The sequence below is a fragment of the Sphingomonas mangrovi genome (assembly GCF_047975845.1).
In the GTDB taxonomy this organism is placed as follows: Bacteria; Pseudomonadota; Alphaproteobacteria; order Sphingomonadales; family Sphingomonadaceae; genus Sphingomonas.
The window spans coordinates 22,136-47,941 of sequence record NZ_JBIUCZ010000002.1; the positions used below are offsets into that span (position 1 = coordinate 22,136).

At 65.0% G+C, this 25,806-nt stretch carries 21 protein-coding genes; 12 read left to right on the forward strand and 9 right to left on the reverse strand.

All coding sequences use genetic code 11. The features are described 5' to 3' along the window. Positions 1-32: 32 nt before the first annotated feature. The 3 genes from ACBY01_RS01460 (at position 33) to ACBY01_RS01470 (ending at position 2,991) form a co-directional block, all read left to right on the forward strand. Entirely contained in the window at positions 33-593 is a 561-nt protein-coding gene (locus ACBY01_RS01460; RefSeq protein WP_416458980.1) for a hypothetical protein, read from the forward strand. 4 nt (positions 594-597) lie between these two features. Continuing rightward, positions 598-1,707: a hypothetical protein gene (locus ACBY01_RS01465; protein WP_416458981.1), complete on the forward strand. Its 1,110-nt coding sequence runs from the start codon at positions 598-600 to the stop codon at positions 1,705-1,707. 222 nt (positions 1,708-1,929) lie between these two features. Next, positions 1,930-2,991 carry a 5-methylcytosine restriction system specificity protein McrC gene (locus ACBY01_RS01470; RefSeq protein ID WP_416458982.1) on the forward strand — a complete coding sequence of 354 codons (1,062 nt, stop codon included), beginning with the start codon at positions 1,930-1,932 and terminating at the stop codon, positions 2,989-2,991. Here the strand turns inward: ACBY01_RS01470 and ACBY01_RS01475 are convergent. Then, entirely contained in the window at positions 2,975-4,435 is a 1,461-nt protein-coding gene (locus tag ACBY01_RS01475; RefSeq protein WP_416458983.1) for an argonaute/piwi family protein, read from the reverse strand. The two genes, ACBY01_RS01470 and ACBY01_RS01475, sit on opposite strands and share 17 nt — an antisense overlap. Further along, positions 4,432-5,802, reverse strand: a complete 1,371-nt coding sequence (locus tag ACBY01_RS01480) for a DUF4365 domain-containing protein (protein ID WP_416458984.1) — start codon at positions 5,800-5,802, stop codon at positions 4,432-4,434. The genes ACBY01_RS01475 and ACBY01_RS01480 overlap by 4 nt, the downstream gene beginning before the upstream one ends. 262 nt (positions 5,803-6,064) lie before the next feature. Between ACBY01_RS01480 and tnpA the strand changes: the two genes are divergently transcribed. The 3 genes from tnpA to tnpC all read left to right on the forward strand — a co-directional run bounded on the left by tnpA (position 6,065) and on the right by tnpC (position 8,610). Continuing rightward, positions 6,065-6,526 carry an IS66-like element accessory protein TnpA gene (tnpA, locus tag ACBY01_RS01485; protein WP_066760229.1) on the forward strand — a complete coding sequence of 154 codons (462 nt, stop codon included), beginning with the start codon at positions 6,065-6,067 and terminating at the stop codon, positions 6,524-6,526. After that, positions 6,523-6,876, forward strand: a complete 354-nt coding sequence (gene tnpB / locus ACBY01_RS01490; RefSeq protein ID WP_416458985.1) for an IS66 family insertion sequence element accessory protein TnpB — start codon at positions 6,523-6,525, stop codon at positions 6,874-6,876. The genes tnpA and tnpB overlap by 4 nt, the downstream gene beginning before the upstream one ends. Positions 6,877-6,942: 66 nt before the next feature. Then, positions 6,943-8,610: an IS66 family transposase gene (gene tnpC / locus ACBY01_RS01495; protein WP_416459201.1), complete on the forward strand. Its 1,668-nt coding sequence runs from the start codon at positions 6,943-6,945 to the stop codon at positions 8,608-8,610. 6 nt (positions 8,611-8,616) lie between these two features. Here the strand turns inward: tnpC and ACBY01_RS01500 are convergent, their stop codons facing one another. The 5 genes from ACBY01_RS01500 to ACBY01_RS01520 form a co-directional block, all read right to left on the reverse strand. Continuing rightward, a complete protein-coding gene (locus ACBY01_RS01500) occupies positions 8,617-8,934 on the reverse strand; it encodes a DUF6968 family protein (protein ID WP_416458986.1) in 318 nt (105 codons plus the stop codon). A 310-nt stretch (positions 8,935-9,244) separates the two neighbouring features. Continuing rightward, positions 9,245-9,577, reverse strand: a complete 333-nt coding sequence (locus ACBY01_RS01505; RefSeq protein ID WP_416458987.1) for a hypothetical protein — start codon at positions 9,575-9,577, stop codon at positions 9,245-9,247. Positions 9,578-9,765: 188 nt separating this feature from the next. After that, positions 9,766-10,476, reverse strand: coding sequence for a hypothetical protein (locus ACBY01_RS01510; RefSeq protein ID WP_416458988.1), 711 nt, complete (start codon positions 10,474-10,476; stop codon positions 9,766-9,768). A 62-nt stretch (positions 10,477-10,538) separates the two neighbouring features. Beyond that, positions 10,539-11,186, reverse strand: coding sequence for a hypothetical protein (locus tag ACBY01_RS01515; protein WP_416458989.1), 648 nt, complete (start codon positions 11,184-11,186; stop codon positions 10,539-10,541). Positions 11,187-11,221: 35 nt separating this feature from the next. After that, positions 11,222-13,450, reverse strand: coding sequence for a S8 family serine peptidase (locus ACBY01_RS01520; RefSeq protein WP_416458990.1), 2,229 nt, complete (start codon positions 13,448-13,450; stop codon positions 11,222-11,224). 634 nt (positions 13,451-14,084) lie between these two features. Between ACBY01_RS01520 and ACBY01_RS01525 the strand changes: the two genes are divergently transcribed. Then, the gene (locus ACBY01_RS01525) at positions 14,085-14,843 is read left to right on the forward strand and encodes a hypothetical protein (RefSeq protein WP_416458991.1); all 759 of its coding nucleotides are present in this window, start codon (positions 14,085-14,087) and stop codon (positions 14,841-14,843) included. 269 nt (positions 14,844-15,112) lie between these two features. Continuing rightward, on the forward strand, positions 15,113-15,811 hold the full coding sequence (locus ACBY01_RS01530) for a hypothetical protein (protein WP_416458992.1): 699 nt from the start codon (positions 15,113-15,115) through the stop codon (positions 15,809-15,811). 20 nt (positions 15,812-15,831) lie between these two features. Here ACBY01_RS01530 and ACBY01_RS01535 read toward each other — a convergent pair whose 3' ends face one another. Further along, complete coding sequence (locus ACBY01_RS01535; RefSeq protein WP_416458994.1) at positions 15,832-16,218, reverse strand: hypothetical protein; 387 nt, start codon at positions 16,216-16,218, stop codon at positions 15,832-15,834. Between the two features lie 73 nt (positions 16,219-16,291). Between ACBY01_RS01535 and ACBY01_RS01540 the strand changes: the two genes are divergently transcribed. The 3 genes from ACBY01_RS01540 to ACBY01_RS01550 are packed head-to-tail and all read left to right on the forward strand — an operon-like array spanning position 16,292 to position 19,615. After that, positions 16,292-17,839, forward strand: coding sequence for a recombinase family protein (locus ACBY01_RS01540; protein ID WP_416458995.1), 1,548 nt, complete (start codon positions 16,292-16,294; stop codon positions 17,837-17,839). Next, on the forward strand, positions 17,836-18,729 hold the full coding sequence (locus tag ACBY01_RS01545; protein ID WP_416458997.1) for a plasmid partitioning protein RepB C-terminal domain-containing protein: 894 nt from the start codon (positions 17,836-17,838) through the stop codon (positions 18,727-18,729). The genes ACBY01_RS01540 and ACBY01_RS01545 overlap by 4 nt, the downstream gene beginning before the upstream one ends. Next, positions 18,722-19,615, forward strand: coding sequence for a plasmid partitioning protein RepB C-terminal domain-containing protein (locus ACBY01_RS01550; protein ID WP_416458999.1), 894 nt, complete (start codon positions 18,722-18,724; stop codon positions 19,613-19,615). The genes ACBY01_RS01545 and ACBY01_RS01550 overlap by 8 nt, the downstream gene beginning before the upstream one ends. Before the next feature lie 151 nt (positions 19,616-19,766). On the opposite strand, the gene ACBY01_RS01555 is transcribed toward ACBY01_RS01550, so the two are convergent. Then, a complete protein-coding gene (locus ACBY01_RS01555; RefSeq protein ID WP_416459000.1) occupies positions 19,767-25,382 on the reverse strand; it encodes a DUF3320 domain-containing protein in 5,616 nt (1,871 codons plus the stop codon). Here ACBY01_RS01555 and ACBY01_RS01560 point away from each other — a divergent pair. After that, entirely contained in the window at positions 25,375-25,677 is a 303-nt protein-coding gene (locus ACBY01_RS01560) for a hypothetical protein (RefSeq protein ID WP_416459002.1), read from the forward strand. The genes ACBY01_RS01555 and ACBY01_RS01560 overlap by 8 nt on opposite strands. Positions 25,678-25,806: the final 129 nt, after the last annotated feature.

The window sequence follows — 25,806 nt, forward strand, 5'->3', positions numbered from 1 at the left end:
CATATTCATCAGCAACGAGCGGGGAATGGGCGATGAGTAAGGGTTCTGGAGGTATTCTGCGGTTGGCGACCAGGGAAATCTGGCCGGGGGATCGCCTCAAGTTCAAGGCCAAGGCTGCTCCGGGCGGGACGGGTGGTGGTGCCCGCGACATGCGGTTCAGGCCCTATGACAAATTCGACGACGTCTTCGCTCGCATTCTGCCGGGGCGCGAGCTGGAGGACCGCAAGCGAGACGGCGTGCAGACACAGATCACCGTCTACACCGCACCTGTGAGTGTTCGGAATCCGGGCGGCAATCACAATACGACAATGATCTTCGAGCCACCCACCGACGCACGCGACGTCGAAGGTCGCGTGACCGTGATCCACAAGCTCGGATTGGTGATACCGCCCCAAACGGCGCATCGGCTGCTCTTCGTCGTCGGCCAAATGGCCGATGGCAACGCATTCACCACGATTGCCCGCGAAGAGGACATTCCAGCGTGGCACGACGACGTCGCCGAACTTTTGACCCGCGTCCTGTCGTTCAACTCGAAGAAGAAGGCCAGCAGCGGCTACATCGATTTCGAAACCGGTCGCAGCTACGCAGGTTGATATCATGAAAATCTCACCTGAAGCAGCGGCTGTTCTGGCGAGCTTGGGCCGTTACGGCTCAGTTTTGATCTCTGGGCCACCCGCCTGCGGCAAGACGCGCTTGATGCAGGAGGTGGCCGAGGCCTTCGTCGCTGTCGGATCAACGCAGGAAAACGGCAAGCCCCAGCTGAACCAAAAGGGATTCGTCGCCATCCCCAAGGTCCCACCCGCGCCCGCAGCAGTCGGCCCGATCGTTCCCAGTTCCGATCGACGGCAGCGGCACGTGCAGCGCATCGCCTTCTCGCCGAACACGAAGGCACGGGACTTCACGACAGGCTACGCCCCTGCGCTCGGCGGATCGTTTCAAGTCGTCAAGGGAGCACTCATCACGGCCAACGAGGCTGCCCTGTCTGGCGGAGCTTCCCTGTTGATCGTCGACGAAATGAATCGGGGCCCCGCGGTCCAGCTGTTCGGAGATGCGCTCGTAGCGATGGAGCGGGAAGCGAGGCTGCTTCCGGACGACAGCGTCGGGACTAGATCCTGGCCGATGCGGATCCTGGACTCCAACACCGGACAACTTACCGACTTCTACCTTTCGCATCACCTCTACATTCTCGGCGCGATCAACCAAGCCGACGTATCCGTCGATCCGATGGACGTCGCTTTCCTGCGCCGTTTCGCCCCTATCCAGCTCAACCCGCGATCTGATCTGGTGCGAGACATCCTCGGTGCCGTCGGCAGCAAGGCGGACCTGCCGAAGGACGCCCCGTCCCCTGCAGAAATGATGGAAGCTCTCGTCCGCGCCTGGGAGCATGTGAATTCTCAAATCGCGATCGGGCTCAGCCCTGAGCTGCGTATCGGTCATGGCATTCTCCTTTCCACACCGTCAGCGCCAGCATCGGTGGAGGAGGGGCGGCGCGTCGCGCTCGAGAGCTGGCTCAAGGTGGTCGCGCATGTGAAGGAGGTGTTCTTCGGTGACGTCGTCGGGCTGGGTCTGGCATTGAGAGCGGAGCTAGGCTCCTCTGGATACGGCCTTTCGGACGTCACCTATGGCCTCAATCAAAAGCAGCTGCTGCGAGAACCGTCTCTAGCGCCGAACTCAATCTACACGGTATTAAGGCAGGTTGGTGGCTAGATCGTGCACGTCCTGCAAATCACCGAGTACGGCGACGCCCAGCCCTTAGCTGCTCGATTGGCCGAAACGATCGGCCTAACCCTGCCCCAAGCCGAGGCCGCTATAGACGCCGCGGGTGAGCGGCTGCGACGTCAACACAAGCTCCGTCAAAGTCCGCTATCTACAAACCACGGGCTGACGAAGGCGGAAGACGTTGCGGGTGTAGTATCCCTGCACCCCAGCGTGGACCTGCAGATCATTCCCAAATACGCCTGCGATGGAGTAAACTGGGCAAGCGACCTGCTCTTCCTGAGTCTCTTCACCACCTTTGGCCGCCTAGATGCCCTGCATTCGATCGCAGCGGGGATGGGAGAAGAAAACGCACTTGCCGAACTTGCAGCCCGAGTTCTTCTGGAACTCGTAGCGCGTAATGCCCGCTCCCCGCTTCGCATTCGCCGTCGCGTCACCTTCACATCTTTCGAGCCCGATGAAGACATTGATCCGGATGACATGCTCATTCCCGAAGACGAGGGATGGACGCAGACCGGCTACAGACTGACTTTCGACAACGAATACGCTTCCACGCTGTCTTCAGCATGCCGCGTGCTCCTGCCGCATGTCCGACGTCTGGAGACGCGGGCGATGTTGACGGCTCAGATCTCCCGTTTCGGACCGCAAACGCATGAACCTTTGAGAGTCATGCATCGCTTGCCTTCACGACTTGCGAAGTGGCAAACTGCTTTGGAGCTGGCACTCGCGATCCTAGGTGGGAACAGTCTGTCTCCTCAGAGCGGCAGTCTCAGCACCCTCGGGTTTTCGGTCAGTACCTGGCGGACTTGGGAAGCGCTCATCGAAAGATCTCTCGTCCTTGGTCTTGGGGGAGCGGCAGTTCGTCTCCAGCCCCGACTTGAACTCGGAACCCTTCGCCGCGGCGACAACGAAGTAGATATACTGGTGCAGCCTGATGCAATGATAGCCGCTGCATCCGGCGATCTCGTGATCGACGCGAAATACAAAGGTCGTGCTGATCAATCGCGGACCACCGTGTCTTCTACCGACCGCTATGAAATCCTCGCCTTCATGCTAGCGGCCGGATCGGCCAAGGCTGCGTTGATTTACCCGTCCACTAACGGAAACGAACTGTGCGGAAGCTGGAAGAAGTTCGAGACGTTCAAGATACCGTCAGGGACGGTCTCGGCCTTTACTTTGAACATGACCGGTATCTCAAGCCCCGGGGGCTTCACCACTTTTCTAAACGGGTTGAAGGAAGTCGTGCACGCATCTCAGGCTAGGTATAATATCTAAAGTCAGTCTGGTCTCTCTCTCCGTAGCTGACGTGCTTCAACACACGCCCTACCTCACGCGCCGCTCGGATCGGAATCGGGAGCTTGCCGTCGAACTGCGTCGAGTTCCAGTTGAGCTTCGTGAGGGCCATGATCTCGGAAGCAATGTCCGCAAGCGGCGTTTCGCATTCATATGGGCGCAACTGCAGCGAGGAAGGCACCCTCATACCGGGATAGGTGCCATAGTATGGAACGCTGCCACGAGTGTAAAGCAGTCCATTCTCGCCGACTTGGACGAAGCTGCCTCGCAGCGGCGGATAATCTCCCTCGCGCATCAACGAGACATGACTCGCTTCGGACACCCAAACCATGTCGCTCATCGCGACCCGCATTTCAGCGATGGCTTCGGCGAAGCCCTCGGCCTCTCCTTTCTCGAATCGTGACGTCTTCATCAGCACGATCCGAGCAGGCATGTGGCGGTGATGGCCGAAGTAGGATTCTAGCGACCGCTTCACGAGATCATAAGCGTCTTCCCGGGTGAGATAGGGATGCTTCCCCGGCCGATCGGTTCGCGCACGCGCGCCACGGAGGATCAACCCCTTGCCGCGATCGTCGAACATCTGAGCCGTGCTCGTCCAGAGACGATGCCCGTCAAGGTCCCAATAGAAGCCGATGCCGAGATAGCTTGTCGTCCAATCGGCTGACTGGGGAAGCCGCCAGGGCACCCTGCCTGCCTTGTAGAACAAGCCGTTGAGCAGGTTCCAGGCGCGGGTCGCCGGATCCTGCACCCTTCTCTCAGTCCCCTTCAACTTCCGGGACAGCTTGAAATCATCGTCCCATGTCGAAGGCCATACCACCTGGCTTGGTACCGCAAGCCCAAGGGAGCGTGCCTTGAGCAGGTCGCGGAAGTTCAGCTCGGCCCGTGCTTCCGGCTCGTCGGCCGCCCCATCGTCGTCGTTGTCTTCCTCGGACTGTCCTCCACGCGCATTCACGACCTTCTCGATGATGGGCTTGGGCAGGGCGTACAGGATCACGTCCGGGCGGGAGCTGCCCTCAAGCAGGACGCGGGCCTGATCTGCGAGTAGATCCACGCCTTCACGCACCGCCTCGGCATGCTTCCGGATGTTGGCGATGCGCTTCACGTCGGACGCGAGGATCGTCGACTTCCCGCCCTCCGCGACTTCGAACCGACAGCGGAAAGGGTTGTCGTTGCCCAGCCCAGGGAACGACGGTGCCAGGTTGCCTAGCCGATCGCCCGCCCCTTCGATGCCGACCATCGCGCGTTCCAGATAGCCGGCGACTCCCTCCACCGTTTCGCTGGTACCCACGACGCCGACCCTGACCACGTCTCCTGTCTTGGGCTGCAGGGGACCGTGTCGGATCAGTCCGATCCGAGGATCGATGAACAGCCCGCCATCGCCGAACTCCAGGTTGGGCTCGGCGATGCAGCGAGTGGCGAACTTCATGCTGTCCTCCCTACTGCAAAGAGACCCTCATCGCCGTCCGTCCGCATCGCAGCAGCGTTAGGATCGTCCTTCGCCCAGGCGTCCTCGGGCACAGCCACGTCCATCTCGATGGCCTCGACCGGCTCGAAGCCCAATACGCGGTCGGGTCCCGGAGGCAGTGGCGGAGGCGCGCCGAACAGATCCGTCTCGGCCATGGGCGCAAGCGTTCCGCCGCTCAGGAGGAAGCGGAATAGAAAGAATTGACCTCTGATCGACCCGTTGCGGTCCAGTCGCTTCTTTCCTGCGAGGAGATCGGCGGCGAAGCGGTGCGGCTTGAAGCCGTCCTCGGTGAACACGAACGTGGGCGAGATCGACAGGAACCAAACGGAGCCGATCCGCTCGAACCTCGGCGAGAATGCATGGTGCCGGACGCTCCTCACCATCTCGACCTTCTTCTTGTCCATGTAGACCTGCACGACCATTGCCGAGGTCGGATCTTTCAGCGATCGATATTCATACCGACGCGGTGCGAACCGCTCGATGGCCCTGAAGAAGAAGGCGCGGGCGTTCTTCTCCCAAGCGAGATCGTTAGAGAACTGCTCGTCCATCGTTCGACGGAGCAATTCTATCATCACGATCTCATCGTCATGATCGTCGGTGTCCGACACCAGCTCGGTATCGACCGCATGGACCGTATCCGGATCCACGATCGCCTCCATCCCGGTGCCGCGCGGATCTCTGAAGGATACGAAGCGGCGGTCGCGGATTACCCAGTCGAAACGTCTCTCGTCGGTCGCAAGCAGATGAGGAACAGCCTGCCGCCCCGACGCGAAAGGCGATTCGCCGACGTAGATCTCTTCCGGCATGGCGATACGGATGAGATTGAGATGGGCTCGTTCCCCCGTCCTCATTGGCGGCACGAATACGCCCATCCTGCCGCGTCGGACCGAGAGCGCCGCAAGTCGGTCCATCGCTTCGGCGTCGAGACGATCCACGGCCTTGTCGAATTCCAGCAGGCGTTCGTTTCCAGCGACGCAGTCGGCCACCTCCTTCCAGTAGAAACTGTTGTCCGACAGTCGCAGAAGGACAAGCACCACGGGGAGGCTGCTCTGCCGCCAGTAGCCGACGTCCTCGGGCCTCATCAGATAGCGGAAGCCCCTTTCCGTTTCGCCATCATAGGCCCGATCGACGCGGGTCTTTACCTGCACCGCGACCGTACGACCGGTCATGCGCCCGGTAACGGGATTCCGAAACTCGATCGTGCCGTCGATGCCCGTCTCCAGACGCCCGCGCCCTTCGAAGATGTGGCCCAGTTCCAAGACCCGGGCCTTGACCTTGGTCTCGCCGAGCTCACCGTTCCGCTGATTGTCGGTGACCGTCTTCGACATGCCCATCTCCCGAACGTATCGCGATCATATGGTGAACGCAGGGCGCTGCGCAACGCATCTATGAAAGAACTGCCGATGAACCCACGTCCGAGTCGACGGATTGCAAAAGGTCGAAAGTCTCGAACTAAAGCGATAGGGTGATGCCTGAAGAGGCTGACAAGTCCGTAAGCGTCCGGTCTGACGCGTGTTGCTGGCGCGGCGTAGCTGCGCGAGGTGGTCGGCTCTCGGGAGTGTCCTTTCGCACTTCGTAAGGAGAGTGCGGATGGGGCGCATGGAGGTCATCACGCGGGTTGAGCGTCGCCGGCGGTATTCGGACGAGGAGCGCGCGGCGGTGCTGGCGCAGTGTGATGAGCCCGGCGCCACGGTGGTCGGCGTGTCGCGCCGGCTGGGCATCTCGGCCAGTCTCATCCACGGCTGGCGTAAGACGCGCCGAGAGGCGGAGCGCATCGCCAGCGAACCGTTACAGTTCATCCCCTACGGCGTGGTTGCGGACGCTGCTCCGCCCGAACCGGTCGTGGCGCTCGCAATGCCAGTCGAGCGCAAGAGCGCCGCACCTGCCCGCGAGGCCACGCCAGCCCCTGACGACCTGGTCCGCCCGCATCCGGGCGGCCGGCCGGGTGGCATCGACATCGACTTGGCCAGCGGCGTTCGCCTGTCGGTCGACAGCTACGTCAACGAGAAGGCGCTGGCGCGCGTGCTGCGGGCCTTGAGGGAAGCGTCGTGATCTCACTGGCGCCCGGTACCAAGGTCTATCTCGCCAGCAAGCCGGTCAGCATGCGGCTGGGCTTCGACGGGCTGGCGGCGCTGGTGCGGCCGCTGTTCGCGGTCGAGCCCTATGCCGGCCACGTCTTCCTGTTCCGCAGCCGGAGCGGCAGCTACCTCAAGGCGCTGCACTGGGACGGCACCGGCCTGTGCCTGTTCGCCAAGCGGCTGGAGCGGCACCGCTTCGTCTGGCCACCGCTGGTCGAGGGCGGCGTGGTGCTGACACCGGCACAGTTCGCGCTGCTCGTCGAGGCAATGGACTGGCGCCGCACCGTGGCCCCTCCGGCATCCCGCCTGCCGGTGCAGATGTAGGCGGGAAAGCCGCAGAAAAGCGTGCATTCCGCTTGGGTGCGAGTCGCCCGTCTGGTACACAGGACCATGTCGCCGGGCGGGATAGATATACCGGGAAACCCTGACGATGTGCGGGCGCTGCTCGCCGCCATGCAGGCCCGGCTCGCCGCCTCGGAACAGGCGCTGGAAGCCGAGCGCACCGCTCATCAAACTACCCGCGAGCAGCTCGACACGGCGAAGAACGCGGTCAGGCTCACCACGCTCCAGATCGAGAAGCTCAAGGGGCAGCTCGCTCGGTTGCGCCGCATGAAGTTCGGCCAGTCGTCCGAGCAGCTGACGCTGCTCGCCGACCAGCTAGAGCTGACGCTGGAGGACCTGGAAGCCGAGCACGCCCATGCCACCTGCGTGGTCGAGGGCGATGTGTTGGCCGACACGCCCCAGGCACCCGGCCGCAAGCCCCGACGCGAACCGCTGCCCGCGCACCTGCCGCGTCAGGAGGTCATCCACCCCGCGCCGGGAGCGGACGGTTGCACCGCCTGCGGCGGCACGATGTCGACGCTGGGCGAGGACGTGACCGAGGTGCTGGAGTATGTGCCGGCCCGCTTCCAGGTTGTCCGCCATGTCCGCCCCAAGCTCGCCTGCCAGCGCTGCGACGCGATCTCGCAGGCGGCGGCACCGGCGCTGCCGGTTCCGCGCGGGCGAGCCGGGCCAGGACTGCTGGCGCATGTGGTCGTGTCCAAGTTCGCGGACCACCTGCCGCTTTACCGCCAATCGCAAATCTACGCCCGTGAGGGCGTCGACCTCAGCCGCTCGACGCTGGCCGACTGGCTGGGCCAGGTCAGCTGGCTGCTCCAGCCGCTGGTCGACCGCATTGCCGACCACGTGATGGCCAGCCCCAAGCTCCACGCCGACGATACGCCCGTCCCGGTGCTGGCGCCCGGCACCGGCAAGACCGCGACCGGGCGGTTATGGGTGTACCTGCGCGACAACCGGCGATGGCGGCCGAGCGACAAGCCCGCTGCATTGTTCCGCTACAGCCCCGACCGCAAGGGCGAGCACCCGCGCGAGCATCTGAAGGCGTTCACCGGCTTCCTGCAGGCCGATGCCTATGCCGGGTTCGAGCGGCTCTACGACCCGGACCGCAAGCCTGGCCCCATCACACCGGTCGCCTGCTGGGCGCATGCCCGGCGCAAGCTCCACGACGTCTTCCAGGCCGACCCAAGCTCGGTTGCGGCCGAGGGGCTGCGCATGATCCGCGACCTGTACGAGGTCGAGCGCGGCATTGTGCAGGACCCGCATGACGACCGGCGCAAGGCACGCAAGCTGTCAAAGCTGACTGCGCTCGACTTCTTCGCCTGGGCCGACAATGTGCTGGGTCAGGTGTCGGCGCGGACGCCGCTGGCGGAGGCGCTGCGCTATGCGGTCCGGCTCAAGCCGGCGCTGCTCGCCTACACCGGAGATGGCCGGCTCGAGATCGACAACAATCTCGCCGAGAACGCGCTGCGCGGCATCGCCGTCGGCAGGAAGAATTGGATGTTCGCCGGTGCCGACTGCGGCGGGGAGCGCGCTGCCGCCATGTACAGCCTGCTCGAAACCGCCAAGCTCAACGGCGTCAACCCGCAGCACTGGCTCGCTGACGTGCTCCACCGCGTCGGGCAAGGTCACCCGATCAACCGGCTTGACGAGTTGCTGCCGTGGAACTGGACGCAGGCGGCACCGGCGCAAATGCCTGAAGTGGTAGAAGGCGGCTGCTAGCCGGCGTCACATTTCGTTCTCGGGATCCCAGTCTCGGATGGATCGCGCGATGGGCATTCCGAGGCTTTGCCCGTCCAGCCATTCAACATTCCGCCCGTCCATGTTCCGCGCAGCTAACAGATTTGCGTGTGCGCCCATCATGGCGAGCAAGAGGGCCTGCACTTCGTCGACACCGCCAGCCCTGTGACCCTTGGCGCCCTCAGGCCAGTCAATCTCATATCGGCAGAAGAAGCTCCCACCATCCTCTTCCGGTCTCAGAAAACGGCACTCGGCATCGCGTCCATCAACTTTGAACGTGCGCCGCACAATCACCTGATCGACCACTCGCAGCTCCCCTCGTCGAGATCGTAGCGCCCTTTCCTGCGGCTGTAATTAAGCAGACTGCCGGCCGACCGCTTCCCCGCCCGACGGAGGTGACCGGACGCTTACACAAGTCCTTACCGATCATACCTTTACCAGCCCAGGCCTGACAAAACCCCGTCTATGCCTCTGGAGGCTCTAGCTAGGCACAGTAGAGCAGGACCGGTTTGGCGAGCATCGAATATCGTAGGAGCGAATTCAGCCTATGACATCATAGGCCACGGCAGGGCATCCGCTGTAGCGCTGATCGCCTTCACAGGCTTGGCCACGGCGTTCACGTACCGCAATTCAGCCAGCCCAAGAAAGGCTGCATCCGTCCATTTTTGACAATATAAAGTTGGGCGACGGTTTCGGTGAACTCGTGACCACGCCGCACGACCTTGCCGCTGTCGCGGACAAGGATGCTGATCCCTCCGCCGGCCCAGCGATCGTACGTGAAGAAGAGCGCCTGCGCGCCCACAGCCGGTTTCAACGCGACGATTACGCCGTCCCGCCTGACCGCGGCCCGATCGTCCGCCATCGACAGACGCGCCTTGCGATCAGATCCGCTCCGCCACGTGCAGCCGGTGCCCACGGCACCGGCACGCTCGGCGTCGGCGTAGCTCATAGGCTCCAACGGCAGCAACGATGCGGCCGAAGCCGTCTTCCTTGCGTCAACCGCCGTTGGCGGACACGCCAAGGCCATTGCCAGCACCACCGGCCAGATCGCGCGAGAACGCACCGTCACAACGGTTCGGATGGTTCCGCCGCATGGCCTCGAAGGCGTTGCCGGCCTCGCGGATGGGCCGCTCGCCATCAGAACGAGGCCTTCGCATTCTCGGGCGCCGCCGCCTCGACCGCCGCAGCCGTCTGAGCCTTGAGCTCGTCGCCATAGCGCGTGCCTTCCATCAGCTTGACCGAATACACCGAGTAGTCGCTTTCGGTCAGCAGATGCGGAAGCATCTTGTTCTGATAGGTCAGGCAGCTGCCTTCGCCCTTGGTGCAGTAGAGGCCATGCACCGGATCCTCCGCGGTCGGTCGACCGTACTTGGCGGCAACGCTGGCGGCGAACGCCGCCCGTTCCATGCGGTTCGTCGGCATCGTGTATTCGATCGAGGTGGCACGCGCACCTTCCCGGGTGGCGGTGTACCAGACCTCGACCTGCTCCCCCTGCGGTCCGCTCGCACGGGTGAACATGGGCACCCTGGTTTCGTCCACCTTCCCGGGTATACGCTCGGCGACGCGTCTGGAGACCACCGACGCCCAGGAGTCCTGGGTCGGATCGATCGCGGGAGGCGTGAAGCCTTGCGCCTTCAGTGCGGTCCGCGTCTCCTCCGGCGTCATACCCAGCTTCACGCCGGCGACGTCGAACGTGCTGACCGACGCCCAGCGCGGGCCGCCCGGAAGGAGGCGGTGGATCAGCTTCGCAGCAGGCGAGTCGGCACGCGCCTGCGCCGCGACGGGAGCGGCCGATCCCAGGGCCAGCATGAGCACGGTACCGTGCGCGACGGTGAAGGGCATCTTCATGGTCGTGTTCCTTCCTTCGCCGACGGCCCACGCCGGCAGCATTGACTGGGAATGTCCGGAGTTCAGCGCGGCATCGGCCGCCAGCCGTCGCTCTGCAGCTCGAATGGCATCGTCGCCTCCTTGGGCTCGGCCATGCGCGCCTGTTCCGCCGGTGGCATTACCGGGATCGGATCTACGCCGTGATAGGTGTAGGTGACCTGCGACACCCGACGACCGGCGAAGTCGGTCGGCTCGGTCCAGCGCACCACGTCGACCACCTCGCCCTTCGCCAGGCAGAACGACGGCACCGTCACGGCGCCCTTCGTCGCCCGGCGCGCGACGGCGCGGAAGTACGGCACGCCCTTGTCGGTCGGCGCATAGGCGATCAGCCGCTGGCGTTCGAACGGACGATCGCTGCCCTTCCACCTCGCCGGCTTCTCGACTTCCGTCCGCGTCACCAGCCCCACGCTGGCGGCAGCATCCAGCATCGCCATGGACCGACCGTCCGAACCGGGTCCCGCCAATCCGCGCTTCGGCGACGTGACGACCGGGAAGACCGCGTCGCCGGCCTCGCCCTCGACCTCGTACCGCATCACATCGATGGGATTGCAGAAGACGTCGCGGACAATGGGCTCGAGCGCGGCCGCGAACACCTCCTTGCTCGGGGCCTTGGTATCGCCGCACCCGCTCAAGCCGCCGGCAGCGGCGAGGAGCAGGACGACGGCGGACATGGACGTGGTTCTTGGCATGGGTGCTCCCTTGCGGTTCAGCGGACGACGAGGTTGAAGAAGGCGGCGACGTCGGAGGCGCCGCGCACGTGGCCGGCGTCAAAGGCGCGGGCGACACCGACCCTCAGCGTCGAGGAAGACGCCAGAGCGGTCGACCAGCCGAGTTCGAGGTCGAGCTCACGCGCGGTCGGTGACAAGTCGAAACTCCGTCGCTCCTCGACCAGCACGTTCGACATCAGATCGTACGCGACCGGCACCACCAGCGACGCCCGCGCCCGCTCGACGCGCAGCGGCGACGACAAGCCGAGGGTCGCTAGCCCACCGAGCAACGGCCGCGCACCCTCGACCGCGAAGGCGGTGCTGACGATGCGACCATCGAAGCGAAGCAAGCCATCGCCGTCGCGATCGACGCTGGTGCTGCCGGTGGTCGCCCGTGCGGTCAGCGCCACGCCTGCCAGGGTACGGCGTGCGACGACGGTGGCGAGCATGGTCCGGCCGCCACGCAGGCCCGACGCGGCCATGCCGCCGCCGAACCCCAGCACGCGGCCGTCTTCGGCGAGATCGGTCAGCTCCAGGCCGATGCCGATCGGCGTGGAAAAGGAGACGCCGCGCAGGTCCGCGCTGCGGTCGCGCGACGATCCTGACGAGAAGGACGCCGACCAGCCGCCGCCGCTCCACGACGACCACAGACCGACTGGCTGACCGACCACGCTACGCAGAGCGGAACCGGCGAGGGAGAAGCCGCTGCCGCCCACGGCCGTGTTCGCGCCGATCGTCACCGTCTGGCCCTGTGCAGGCGAGAAGCTGGCTATTGCGGGCCGGTTCGCCGTCGCAGCCTGCCACGGACCGACCATGTCCTGACCGGCAAGGCCCAGCCGCGCCTCGCTCGCCGACCAGCGGCGGGATGGCAACGGATCGATCGACCCGGTCATGCCGCCCGCCAACAGTCCCGAGGACCGTGTGCGGATGCCGGTCGGCGCCGTCATGGCGAAGTCGCGGCCGTAGCGGTCGAACACCGTCATGCTGCCGGCCGCCTTCGCGATCCTCGATGCCGTGGCGGATCCGCCGAAGGGCGCGGAGACGTCGAGCGAGGCGTAGCGGGCCAGCACCGCCTGAGCCGCTGCGAACGAGGATGCCGGCGCCTGTGCCTGCATCGCCTTCTCGACGTTGAGCAGGCCTGCGCCGTAGATCGGATCGACGCCGGGGGTGCCCAGATCGGTGGCGGTATCGAGCAGGATGCGGGCGATCGCCTTGCCGCCGAGCTGCGGCCAATACTGCTTGAGCAGCGCCGCCGCCCCGCCGACCGCGGGCGCCGCAAAGCTGTTGCCGGTGACGGTGGTGATGCTTCCGTCCTTGTCGACGACCTGCACGTCCACCCCCACCGCCGCGATCATGCGGTCGGCGAGCACGCCTGCGTTGCCGTTGGCCGGGCGCGGATTGCCGTTCGCATCCACTCCGATCGCGAACAGGAACCAGTCGGCATTCGCGCGGTCGCTGCCGACGAGGTTCTCGGCGAACTGGCCGGCGAAGCTGTCCTTGCCCGTCTCGTTCGCGACGGACTCGACCAGCAGCCGGTCGGCGGCGCGAAACGCATCCATCGCCGAGCGCTGTTCGGCCGCGACCTGCCCGCCGGCGAAGCCGTTCAGCGACACCACCGTCACGAACGCGCCCTTGGCGACGGACTCGCGCAGTGCCGGTGCGATCAGGCCCGCGTTCGGCTGCGTACCTTCGCGGATCGGCGTCGTGCTGCCCGCGGTCACGCCGTCCAGATCCGGTCCCGTCACCTTGAGCGCGAGAATGGTCGCGTCCGGTGCGAGCCCCTGCATGCCCGTGCCGTTGCGCGCCGCCGCGGCTATCGAGGCGACCCTGCTGCCGTGGCCATCGTTGTCGTCGATGGCGAAGGGCGGCACCGTCTCGCCCGGACAGGTGGCGCAGCGGGCGATGCGCTGCTCGAAGCCGGTGCTGTCCGAGGAGATGCGGCCGGCGAACTCGGGCGACGAGCGGGCGATGCCGCTGTCGATGATTGCGATCGTGACGCCCTTGCCGGTGATGCCGCGATCATAGGCATAGGCGGCCTTCGCGCTGACGACGGCGGCGGACGCCTTGTACTCGGCGCTGTCGGCAGCCGTCGGCGGCGGTGAAGGCGCGGGAGATGGCGCCGGTGTCGGGGTCGCAGGCGGGGTCGGCGCGGGCGTGCCGGTCGGCGGCGCGGTACCGCCGGGGCTGTTTACGCCACCGCCGCCTCCACCGCACCCGGCGAGGAGCAACGCGACCGTCGCCGCCGTCGAATTTCTGATGATGGCAAGCCGCCTGCTGCGGCAACCGTCGTATGCACCCACGCTCGAACCCCCGTTCGCGTCGGTGCCGACAGGCTGATCCCAGCCGGCGGCACCGCCCCATGTAGAAAACGAGGCGGTGCCGGCCCGAAAGCCGGGGATTCAGAACCTGCAGTAAGACAGGCGCGAGCGTCTTTAGGCCCCAAAAAGAGCCCTGGACATGCACGCCCGCTCCCCGGCCGAAACTAGTTCGGGCCGGGCGTTCGGCTACTTACTGACGAGGTTCTGACGCCTCGGTCCGCCTGATGGCGAACAGACCCGCTCTACGCGGAGAGTGTTAACACGATCAATCCGGCAAAGTTCGCGTGCGGATTCTTTTCGAACGTCATTCCCGCCTCGGCTTTATGCGGACGTCATTACCAGGTTCTGGTCAGCGATAAGACGTGCCACAAGGCTGTTGGAAGAGGCTTTAGCTACGGGGCTCATGCTGACCAAGTAAGAGAGGAGGCGGCACAGGCTCCCTGAGGACGCCGCATCGAACGCTCTCCTACCGGACGCCGGCGCTATGCCCGTGCCTGATCGCATGATAGCTTCGATCCAATCGTTGATCACGGAAGGACTCGTCATGAGCCTTGGGACCGCCCGCTCCGGCAAAGCCTCACTGCCTTCGGATGTCTCGACTTCCATGGCAATCCTGGAGAGCATGACGGGAAGCTCGGCTCAGGCGCGTATCCTCGCGTCGGGCGCCGCTTGGCCCGGGAGTTCGTATTTGGCGGCGGGAACCGCGCCACTCACCTCCGCGCAGGCGCGAGCAGCCACACCGGGATCGAGCGTCCGGATCGGCAACGTCGTCTATACCGCTTCAGCGCTTCTACAGCATTTCACGCAGATGAGAGCCCGGGACCAGGTGGAGGCTGCGATCGCCCGCTTAAACCTAGACCGAAATCAAGCTTCGCATGTGTTGTCGGCGTATGCCTATGTCTGGGCGCGCAATATGGCGCCGATGATCCCCCGCTTCTTCTGGAAGCTGCCCAACGCCGGTGATGCCAAGGGCGTCAACGAACGCTTCGCGCAGGCTCTCGGGCGGTACGAACGCGACAACCCCGGAACGGTGTTCCTGGCATCGCGCGGCGACCCGGCGGCGCAGCGGGCAGTGGAGATCGTGCTCGACCAGTCGCTATCCGGCGCCGTCGTGAATCCACCCATCCAGATCTCGGAGCGCACCTCGTCGGTGAGCCCCGCGCTCAGCGCCTCCAGTACGAGGGCGAGAGCCCTTCTCGGCATTCAATCGAACAGAAGCTGGGTCGCACATCATCTGGTGCCGTTCGCGTCCGTGGCTGCGTTGCCTCGGTCCGTGCAGCAGGCGATTGCCGCCTCGGGCTGACGTATGGACTCAACCGAGAACCTCATCGCGCTGCCGGCCAACCAAGCCGCCTACGTCGGCCCGCCCAACTCGGGCGTCCGACCGATGCACGGAGGCGCGCACCCGACCTACAACGCCGCCGTTTCCGCCGCTCTCGCTCCACTCGCCGCGCCAGGTGCCGCGCTCGGTGCCTCAGGCGTCAAAGCGACTCTAGCTTCGATCGCCATGCGGTTCAGACGCGAGCTGATACGTAATCGGGCGCTATGGCATCCACGGGTAGGCTGAAGAACATGACGAACCTCTGGAACATGGGTCCTTCAATCGCGGCGGGAGAGCGTCTCAACCGCCTCGTAGATCGCGATCCGCCCGCGTTCGCATGGGTCAACCGCGCGCAATACGCCGATGCCATCCAGGCTGGGGGCTCGGTACTCGACGAAGACGGTTTCGGCCTCGGTCAGGTCAGGGGCGTCGACCTCTCGTCGCTGCCTCGGCCCCGTCTACAATGCACTGAGCCCGATTTCGCGCCCGACCTCATCTTCTGGGGAGAGCTGTTCGCATCCGCTCGGCTGGTTGCGGCACTGGAGTTGGATGCGTCGTCAGTGCAGCTCATCGAGGTGGATTGCGACGAGTGTCCGCCGGCTGTGCAGGCCGCAGGCTACCGCCTGCTCAACCTGCTCACGTTCGCCAATCCCATGGACATCGAGCGATCGGAGCCTGCCGACTTCTTTCCGTTCAGGAACGGAGATGGCGAGGAGGATCACGTCTGGCTCTTCGAAGGCGCGGGACCGGGCGATCCTGCGCCGCACATTGTCTGGCGAGATGGCTTCACGCCTCCCGCATCCCTCTTTCGCGTTCCAGGCAGACCGTGGGCACTGGCGACGGAGAGCCTTGCCGACTTTGTGGCGGCAGGCGGCTTTCAGGACGTGGCGTTCTACGATCTTACGGCTCGCGATCGCCTGACCGAACGCGAATCCGGCGCGCTGCGATAATCTTGCCGGAAGGTAGCGGATCAATTTTCTGGGAGGTGCAATAGCACCTCCAGGATCGCCTTCCGCAGCTCCGCCACCTTCATTCCGGCGACAGCGCCCTCCCGCAGATCCTCGCGATCCGCGAGCGTGAGCACGGCCGCCGTCACCTCGTCCGAATGCCGCATGAGCACCACCAGCCCCGCGCCGCTGGGACCATTTTTCGCCTGTAACCAATTCTGCACCGTCCGCGTGTTCGCGCCGGTCAGTCTGGCGATATGCTTCACGTAGGTCGGAGTGGCGCCGAAATCCCGCCGCAGAGCGTCGGCGATCACGGAGGCGAAGGCCGCTTCGGTGTCGGCACCCGGATGGATGGGAAACTCCTTTCCACGTTCGACGCGAACTTTTCGGTCATTCCTCGAAAACGACATTCCGTCCTCCCATCGGTAGACGGAAGCGACTTGAACGAGTTCTATGAAGTGCTCGCGATAGATGTCGGGGAAGATGGTGCAGGCAGGAGCATCAGGACCGGTACGCGCCGCCCAGTATGTGCGGATGTCGACCGATCACCAGCGCTATTCGACAGAGAACCAGGCGGAGATCATCGCCGCCTACGCTGCACGGCGCAACTTCGAGATCATCCGAACGTACGCTGACGAGGGCCGCAGCGGGCTGAACATCGCCGGACGCGACTCGCTTCGCCGCCTGATCGCCGACGTTCAGGCCGGCAGCGCAGATTACGAAGCCGTGCTGGTCTACGACATCAGCCGTTGGGGCCGCTTCCAGGATGCCGACGAGAGCGCCTACTACGAGTTCATCTGCCGCGACCATGGCATCAACGTCCACTACTGCGCCGAGCAGTTCGACAACGACGGCAGCCTTCCGTCCAGCGTCATTAAGAGCATCAAGCGGGTGATGGCGGGCGAATACAGCCGCGAACTCTCCAGCAAGGTGTTCACGGGCCAGTGCCGTTTGATAACGCTGGGCTACCGGCAGGGCGGACCTGCCGGCTACGGCCTTCGCCGCTTCCTCGTCAACGAGGCCAACGAGCCGAAGGCGCCGCTCGCCCGGGGCGAACACAAAAGCCTTCAGACCGATCGCGTCATTCTCGTGCCGGGACCGGACGAGGAAGTGGAAACCGTCCGCCGCATCTATCGGCTGTTCGTCGTCGATCGCCGTTCCGAGCGGGAAATCGCCACCATCCTGAACGGCGAAGGCAAGCTCACCGACGCGGGCAAGTCGTGGTCCCGCGCAGTCGTCCGACAGATCCTCTGCAACGAGAAGTACATCGGCAACAACGTCTACAACCGCGTCTCCTTCAAGCTCAAGAAGAAGCGCATCGTGAATACGCCCGACATGTGGGTGCGGAGCGACGGGGCATTCGAGGCGATCGTCGATCCGGCATTGTTCGACGCCGCGCAAGTCATCCTCACGGAACGCGCGCGCCGGCTCACCGACGATGATCTCCTCCGCATGCTGGCCGATCTGCTCGGCTCCTACGGCACCCTGTCCGGGATGATCATCGACGAGGTCGAGGACATGCCGTCGTCGGCGGCCTACCGCAGCCGCTTCGGCAGCCTGCTGCGCGCCTATCAGCTGATCGGCTACCAGCCGGCCCGCGACTACCGCTACGTCGAGACGAACCGCCAGCTGCGGGTGATGCACCCGGACGTGGTGGCCAGAACCATCGCCGGGATAGAAGCCATCGGTGGCGAGGTCGTGGTGGACGAGACCACCGACCTCCTGGTCGTCAACCGCGAGGTGACGCTGGCCATCGTCATCTGCCGTTGCCAGTCGACACCCGCCGGCAGCCTGCGATGGCGCGTACGTCTCGATGCCGGTCTATGCCCGGACATCACCGTCGTAGTCAGGCTAGAACCCGACAACGCCACGGTCCGCGACCTTTACCTTCTGCCATGGATCGACGTCGGTGCCCGAGGCAAAGTTGGGATGGGCGAGGACAACGGCTTGGATCTCGACGCCTACCGCACCGACGACCTCGATCCTCTATACCATCTGCTGCGCCGTCATTCGCTGGAGCATGCCCTGTGACGGAGAGCCCGGCCGCCGCAACGCCCGAGATCGTCACGATCCCCATTACCTCGATCGAAGTCCTCAACCCTCGCAGCCGCAACAAGCGGATATTCGAGGAGATGGTCGAAAGCATTCGACTGATCGGCCTCAAGCGCCCGATCACCGTCCGGCGCGCACCGGGCAGAAATGGCTACGAACTGGTCTGCGGCCAGGGACGGATGGAGGCCTTCCTCCGGCTCGGCGAAACCCACATTCCTGCCATGGTGATCGACGCGACGCGTGAGGAATGCTTCGTGATGAGCCTCGTCGAGAACATGGCGCGTCGGAACCAGACGCCCTTGGAGCTCATCCGGGAAGTCGGTGCATTGCGCCAGCGGGGCTACACCAACACCGAGATCGCCGAGAAGATCGGCTTAAGTCCGGAATACGTATGGACGATCAACTTCCTTCTCGAGAAGGGCGAGGAGCGGTTGCTCAACGCGGTGGAGCGCGGCGTCATCCCCCACACCATCGCCACGGAGATCGCCCGCGCGAAGGACGGAGATGTGCAGAAGGCGCTGACCGAAGCCTATGAGAGCGGCGAGCTTCCCGGCGACCAGATCGTCGCCATCCGGCGGATCGTCGACGAGCGCAACATGATGGGCAAGGGCATCAAATCGATCCGACAAGGCGAGAAGCGAGGTCAGAGACCGACCGCTTCCGGGCTGATCCGCGCCTACCAGAAGGAGGTCGAACGGCAGAAGCTGCTCGTGCGGAAGGCCCGGCTCACACAGGACCGCCTGACCTTCATCGTGGGTGCCATGTCGAAGCTGCTGGCGGAGGATCACTTCGTGACCCTCCTGCGGGCGGAGCGATTGGCAAGCCTGCCGCAACCGATCGCCGAGCGATTGGGAGTGCCCGATGCGTGATGCAGCGATCGACGTCCGCATCTCGTTCGAACGTGAAGTCCTTCAGCTTCCGATCGCCGCGATCCTGCCACTCAGGCCGATGACGAAGCGCATCACCGATTCACGACGCTACGCTCGTATCGTCAGTTCCATCGGCGAGATAGGCGTGATCGAGCCCCTGATCGTGACCAGGGCGGACAAGGACGGTCGACACATGCTGCTCGACGGTCACCTCAGACTACACGCCCTTGAGACTCGTAATGCGGAAACCGCATCCTGCATCGTCTCGGACGACGACGAGGCCTTCACCTACAACAAGCGTGTCAACCGGCTCGCCACAGTGCAGGAGCACTACATGATCGCCCGCGCCATCGACCGCGGCGTGCCAGCGGCCATGATCGCTGCGGCGCTCGGTCTCGACGAAAAGGTGGTCATCCGCCGGCGCAACCTGCTGGATGGCATAGCTGCCGATGCGGTCGAGATCCTCAAGGACAGATCGGTCAACCCACATATCTTCGATACCTTGCGTCGGATGAAGGACTATCGGCAGGTGGAGACGGCCGAACTGATGGCATCGATGAACAACTTCACCCTCAGCTACGCCAAGGCGATCCTCGCAGCGACCCGGCAGGACGATCTGGTCAAGCCCGACCGGCCCAAGGTCATAGCCGGTGTCACGCCCGAGCAGATGGCCAGAATGGAACGTGAACTCGAGAAGCTGAGCAAGGATTATCGCGGTATCGAAGCGACGTTCGGTGACGACGTCCTGCAACTCGTCCTTGCCTCACGCTACCTCGGACGACTGATCGGCAACGCCAACATTGCCGCGTATCTGGAGTCGCGGCATCCCGAGATCCTCGGCGAATTTCGCACGATCGTAGCGGCGACGTCGCTGGACCCGTCCTAGCTTTCCACGGCAGCATCGCCTCAGGGCAACCGCGTCGAACTGCTGTGCGCCGGCCACATAGCCGATGTTCCTCGAGGACCGGAACGACGCGCTCGCATTCGCCGTCTAGTGCGGGTGTCTACCGACATCACTATCGTGGAGGCCGCCTTGATCAGCTTGCTGACGGAGGTGTGTTCGTCTGCTGTCCCAGGACGAACATCCCACCCTGCATGACAAGCTCACCACTCGACGAAGCACGGTCGATCTCGCCTTCGATAACTTCGCGAACCGCCGCACTGGTGGCCTTGATGCCGAACGCCCTCGATACCGCCTGCAGGATCTGATCTCGGGTCGCGCCCAGGTTGACCCGCACGACTTCGACGATCGCAACCGCGATCTCCGCCGGCGGAAGTCGATCGGCACGACGCAGCGTCGACGAGGCCGTGGCGCTCCGGTCACGGACGACCACAGCGCCTCCGATGGACGACAGGAACGAGCCTGTACGCTCCACATCACCCGCTCCGATCGCCGCTTGTACAGCAGCGGCGATCGCCTGCTGGATGCGCCCACCCGCACGCTTCAAGCCCCATGCCGACCGAATCCGTTCCACGACCTCATCGATGTGGACTGGTCCCTCGACGCGCACCGCCTCCTCGACCAGCGCTGCCAACGTCCCGGTCGGCACCTCGTGCAGTTCCATCACGGCATGGGGAGGTCTGCTCAGCGCCGCCTCCACGTACAGGTTCGAGCGCGCGAAACCCACGGGTTCGTCCGCGCGGGCGAGCCCGATCTCCGTCCCATCCTCACGTTCGACGCTAAGGATCTCCAGCGGCACCGCCCGGAAATCGCGCTTGCTCGCCTCTGCATCCTGCTCCGCCTTGGCCGCTTCGATCCGGGCGACGATCAGGTCGAGCTGCTCGTTCGGCCGCTGGAACCAATCGGTGCTCCAGACGCGATGGATGGTCCAGCCATGGCTCTCCAGCACGGATTGCCGAAGCCGATCGCGGTCGCGCGCGGAACGTGCGTCGTGATAGGACGCGCCGTCGCATTCGATGCCGAGTAGATACCTGCCCGGCCGTTCTGCGTCCGCTACGGCAAGGTCGATAAAGAATCCGGCGAGGCCCACCTGCCTGTGGACCTGGTAGCCACGTGACTGCAGCGCCTTTGCGACCTGCTCTTCGAACACGCTGTCGTGGTCGCGACCCGTGCTCTCGGCCATGGTCATCCGGCCGGTGCGGGCGAAGTGCAGGAAGAGGCGGAAGGCGAAGACGCCCTTGCGGGTCTGAGCGAAGTCCGGATCGATGTCCTCGTCGGTCATCGAAGCAAAGACCTCGCACCGCTGCTTGGCGCGGCTGATCAGGACGTTCAGGCGGCGTTCGCCCCCCTCCGATCCCAGCGGCCCGAAGCGCATCGGCACCCGTCCGCCTGGCGTCGTCGGCCCGTATCCTACCGAGATGAGGATGACGTCCCGCTCGTCGCCCTGCACGTTCTCCAGGTTCTTGACGAAGAACGGCTCGGCATGATGCGCCTGGAAGAACGCCTCGGTCTCGGGCGGCAACGCCCGGCGCAGCACCTCCAGCTGATCCAGGATGGCGCGTCGCTGCGCCGCCGAGAATGCAGCGACACCGAGCGACAGCTCCGGATGCTGCCTGGCATGCGCCACGATGGCCTGGGCCACGATTCTCGCCTCGACCTGGTTCGTACGGGTGCCACCTGCGTCGAACAGACCCTGCGGGATGTGGTGAAAACGCAGGCCCATGCCCGCCTCGGCGGTGTACGGGCTCGGAACGATGAAGAGCTTGCTCTCGTAGAACTGCCGGTTACTGACCGCGATCAGCGACTGGTGACGGCTTCGGTAATGCCAGCGCAGCATCCGCATCGGCAGGCCCCGCGCCGTGAACAACCCCAGGATGCTCTCGATGTCGCCCACCCGGCCGCCATCGTCGTCCTCCGTCTCGTCGCCGTTCCCGGTCATCTTCGAGAAGAAGGCGGTAGGCGGCAGCTGCTTCGGATCGCCGACCACGACCACCTGCTTGGCGCGCGCGACGGCGCCAAGCGCGTCGACCGGCTGGATCTGGCTCGCCTCGTCCATGACAAGTAGATCGAATTCGAAGGCGCCGGGTGCCAGGAACTGCGCCACCGATAGCGGGCTCATCATGAAGACGGGCTTTAGCGCCTGCACGGCGGGTCCCGCCTTCTCCATCAGCCTGCGGATCGGCATGTGCCCGCGCTTCTTCTGCATCTCGGCACGCAACGTGCCGAGCGGCCCCACGGCACCGCCGTCGCGTGACGGGACGCGACCGTGGTGCGCGCGCACCACCTCGACGCTGGCGGACGCGATGCGCTGCCGGTCGAGGTCCGCGAACTCGCGCGCGAGCCTACCGTGGAGCGTACCATCGAAGCGACCGATCTCTGGATCCCGTCGGACCAGATCGGCATGCACGGCCTCGAAGTACGCCATCTCGAACGCAGGGATGACCGCAACCGTCCGGAGTCGGCCGTCCTCCAGTCGGGCGACGATGTCGGCGCAGCCCAGCACGCGAGCCCGATCGGCGCGATCGCGGTATGCGACCCAGTTCGACAACTGCTCCCCGCCGCTCGACCACTCACCGATGCGCTCACGCAGCAACGTGAAGGAAGCGGCCCGCGCATCCGCCGCCCCGAGTCCGGCGGACACGTCCATGCGAAGGTCGCCCAGGAGACATTCGAGATCGCTCGCAAAGGCCGCGTCGTCGCGTTCGAGGACCCCGGCATCCCGTGCCAGCGCCTTGCGGTCCGCTATCCGCGAGGCAAGCAGACGGATGTCCCGGTTGCCGTCGATCCATGTCGAGACGGTGCGAAGCGCCGCCCAGTCCGACGCCTCGCCACGCCACTCTTCGCCAAAGACCTCGGCACCCAAGGGTGCACCGACCAACAGCACCGTCGCCAGTCGCTGACCCTCCGCGAGGTCACCCAACGCCGCCAGACGGATCGACAGATCCGCAGGAACCTCGGCGGCGATGGCGGCCGTCGCACGATCGGCATGGTGAAACTCCGCGATCACATCGATCAGAGGCGACGTGTCGGCACGCATAGCCGTGGGTGCATGTCCGAACAGCAGGTCGCGGGACGGAAGCTCGTCCCACAGGAGCTCGACGAGCGGCAAAACCTCGTTCAGCAGCGCATCCACGCGGATCATTCGGGCCGAGATCACGTCCCTGTCCGGACGGTTGGCGGCTACGATGCGCGGTTCGGCACCCAACCCCTTCAGCGACCGCATCCATTCGACGAGTGTAGTGAGCGACGTCGACGAACTGCGGTCGCCACGCCAATCGCCACCGAAGGCGCTACGGCCAAAGGCCTCGTCATTCTCGATGACGCGCTTGGCGGCCTGCCCCTGAGCGAGGGCGTCGAGCTGGGCGAGGGTCATATCGAGCGGCTGGCTCGGGTCTGAAAGGACGGTCCGTACGAGGCGGTTCGCCTTGCGCCACTCCCCGCTCAGGAACCTGAACACGCCGGTGCCGTGGGAGGCGAGCGTCGCACGCGTAGCCGCGAGATCCATCGACCAGGCCGCGTCGGACAATCCCGTCCCGATCACCGCACGAGCGCCCTCGAGACGCTCGACGGCCTGCGTCAGATCGGCGGCCCGCTCCACCCCGCTGTCCCATAGATCGGCCGCGAAGGCTTCCGGGCTGGCGTCCGGAGCCGCCACCACCCGCTCGCCGATGGCCAGGAGGCGCCGGACATCCACGAAGGTGCCCGGCGGCTCGCGCCCCATGGACCGCGCGAGCCCCTCGGCCTCGTCCCGCAGGCGGGGCAGCCTGTCCGACAGTTCGGAAAGGCGCCGGAAGGCGTCGGGCGAGAACGACGCGGGTAGCCGCGCCAGCGTAGCGCGATGACCCTCCACGTCGGTCTTCCATGCCGCTTCGACGAAGTGCGGCGCCAGCTTCTCCCTCAGCAGCGCATGCCGCTCACCTTCGTGGAGAAGCGAGACGATCTCAGCGAAGCGCTCGTCCCACGCCGTCGATCCGAGGGCATCTGGCGCGAGCGTAGGTGCTCCTTCCAGGCGTGCAGCCAGCCGGATCAGGTCGCCGATGGCGGCAGAACCGGTCGGCGGCTCCTGCTCCATCTTGGTGGCGAGCACCGTCGCATCGGCCTCCAGGCGCTCCAGCCGCGGCTCCAACGCCGCGAAGCGGGCGAGGAAGCGCTCGGTCTCCATCGGAGTGACGCCCGCCAGCCCAACGCCCCGCCAGACGTGATCGTCCGGGCGCCCGATCGCCTCGACCCTTTCGACAAGCTCCGAGAGGACGCCGTGCCGCTCCGCATACGCATCCATGGACCATGATGCGGGCGCTTCCAACGCCACGTCGTTCGGCTGTTCGCCATCCAGACGGAGCCTGACCAACTGCCCGATGACCTGGTACGGCGTAAGGCCGCTGTCGGGGTGCGGTCGGTGCATTCGCGCGGCGTGATCGTTCAGGCGGTCACGAGCGTCGGTCAACCGCGCGTGCAGGGTCCCGGGGTCGCCTCCCTTAGGCGCACCGAGCTCCCACGTCCGGCGCAACTCATCGAGCAGAGCGCGCTTGTTAGCCTTGTTGCTGTGCAGTTCGAGACATGCGTCTCCCACGCCCGTGGCGTCGAGCCGCCGCTTGACGACCTCGAGCGCCGCCATCTTCTCGGCGACGAAGAGGACCGTCCTGCCGTCGGCGACGGCGGCGGCGACGATGTTCGCGATCGTCTGGCTCTTGCCGGTACCGGGAGGGCCCTGGATCACCATGTCGCGCCCGCGACGGACCTCGTGCACCGCGAGCGCCTGGCTGCTGTCGCTGTCGACGATGTGCAGCATGTCGGCCGGTGGAATGAAGGGATCGATCCTGGCATCCTCGGGTATCATTCCCTCGGCGCCGTCGAACCCGTCTGCGAGCAGTCCGCGGATCAACGGACGTTCGCTGATGCGCATCTCCCGCGGCCAGTTCGCCGGGTCCAGATCACGGTACATCAGGAACTTGGCGAAGGAGAAGAACCCGAGCGCGATGTCGTCGTGATGCACCGTCCAATCGGATTTCGCTTCTATCGCATCGGCGACCTCGTCCATGTAGCCGATGGGATCCAAGCCCTCACTCGGCTCGAATGCCGGCAGACGGATGCCGTGAACGCGGTCGAGGTAGGCCTCGAGAGAGAGGTTGGAAGCGAATTCCTCGGGTCGGGCGCGCAGCTTGAACTTCTCGCCGGCGTTTCCGCGTTCCAGCGAGACGGGTACGAGCAGCAGCGGCGCGAAGCGGACGTTCGCCGCATTCGCGGGATCGATCCATCTCAGCGCCCCCAAGGTCAGGTACAGGATGTTGACGCCCTGCTCCTCCTCCAGCGTGCGCGCGTCGAAATAGAGTTCGAGCAGGCGCTTCTGCAGCCCTTTCGGCGTCAACCGGGTCTGGAGCCGGGTGTCGGCATGCCGGCTGAACACGCCGCGATCGTCCGCAACGTCGTCCTCCGGCTGGGCGAGATCGACGATCTCGTCCATCTCGACCTCGGAGCTCTCGATCTCATCGCCCTGTCGCGCCGCCTTGCCGGCGACGAAGGTGAAAACCTTGCCCTCGCGGACCAAGAGGCGGAACACCTCGGAACTCCGCTCGTCGACAACCTCGATCGATCGTGCACTCTTCGACGAGCGCGGCATGTTGAGCAACCGGTTGCGGGCGGACAGGTCGAGAAGCTCCATCCGGGCACGGTCGAGCTTCTCCGCGATCGGAAGATCGCTCTGGAATACCGACGTGGTTTCGATATCGGCTTGCGGAATCGAACTGGTGGCCATCGATCTCTCCCCCTTGCGTCATCCTGCTGAGCAGTTCGAAGCAAGTCCAGACGATCGGACGCAAAAAACGAACCGGATGCGCGATGGATTTCGAAATGGCTCAACGGCATTGGACCGGCGCATCTCATCGGTCGGCGCCGGGGCGGAAGAGCCCCATCCGGCGCCGAAAGCGGTCCGGTACCCTCCCACGCAACCCCAAGCCATTGACCACGATCTTCGCGAGGCTGTCCAGCAGTCGCCGGTGATACTCGTCGAAGGCACTCGGTTCTGTATCGATCTCACACGGCGTGCCTAGCGCAGCGCCGCTCGCGCCTCGGCGGGCACCGGTGCTGGGTTCTTCCCGAAGCGCAGCTTTCCCACCAGCTTTCCAGCGCTATCCGGCGATGGTGAAGGAATGCCAAAACCCACTGCTACGTCGACACCG

Bases quoted from the DNA above. Each gene is read 5' to 3' on its own strand.
- ACBY01_RS01555 (WP_416459000.1), bottom strand. From the start codon at position 25,382: ATGGCCACCAGTTCGATTCCGCAAGCCGATATCGAAACCACGTCGGTA.
- ACBY01_RS01550 (WP_416458999.1), top strand. From the start codon at position 18,722: ATGCGTGATGCAGCGATCGACGTCCGCATCTCGTTCGAACGTGAAGTC.
- ACBY01_RS01475 (WP_416458983.1), bottom strand. From the start codon at position 4,435: ATGAAGTTCGCCACTCGCTGCATCGCCGAGCCCAACCTGGAGTTCGGC.
- ACBY01_RS01540 (WP_416458995.1), top strand. From the start codon at position 16,292: ATGGTGCAGGCAGGAGCATCAGGACCGGTACGCGCCGCCCAGTATGTG.
- ACBY01_RS01510 (WP_416458988.1), bottom strand. From the start codon at position 10,476: ATGAAGATGCCCTTCACCGTCGCGCACGGTACCGTGCTCATGCTGGCC.
- ACBY01_RS01530 (WP_416458992.1), top strand. From the start codon at position 15,113: ATGACGAACCTCTGGAACATGGGTCCTTCAATCGCGGCGGGAGAGCGT.
- ACBY01_RS01515 (WP_416458989.1), bottom strand. From the start codon at position 11,186: ATGTCCGCCGTCGTCCTGCTCCTCGCCGCTGCCGGCGGCTTGAGCGGG.
- ACBY01_RS01480 (WP_416458984.1), bottom strand. From the start codon at position 5,802: ATGTCGAAGACGGTCACCGACAATCAGCGGAACGGTGAGCTCGGCGAG.
- ACBY01_RS01535 (WP_416458994.1), bottom strand. From the start codon at position 16,218: ATGTCGTTTTCGAGGAATGACCGAAAAGTTCGCGTCGAACGTGGAAAG.
- tnpC (WP_416459201.1), top strand. From the start codon at position 6,943: ATGTCGCCGGGCGGGATAGATATACCGGGAAACCCTGACGATGTGCGG.
- tnpA (WP_066760229.1), top strand. From the start codon at position 6,065: ATGGGGCGCATGGAGGTCATCACGCGGGTTGAGCGTCGCCGGCGGTAT.
- ACBY01_RS01505 (WP_416458987.1), bottom strand. From the start codon at position 9,577: ATGAGCTACGCCGACGCCGAGCGTGCCGGTGCCGTGGGCACCGGCTGC.
- ACBY01_RS01465 (WP_416458981.1), top strand. From the start codon at position 598: ATGAAAATCTCACCTGAAGCAGCGGCTGTTCTGGCGAGCTTGGGCCGT.
- ACBY01_RS01460 (WP_416458980.1), top strand. From the start codon at position 33: ATGAGTAAGGGTTCTGGAGGTATTCTGCGGTTGGCGACCAGGGAAATC.
- ACBY01_RS01525 (WP_416458991.1), top strand. From the start codon at position 14,085: ATGAGCCTTGGGACCGCCCGCTCCGGCAAAGCCTCACTGCCTTCGGAT.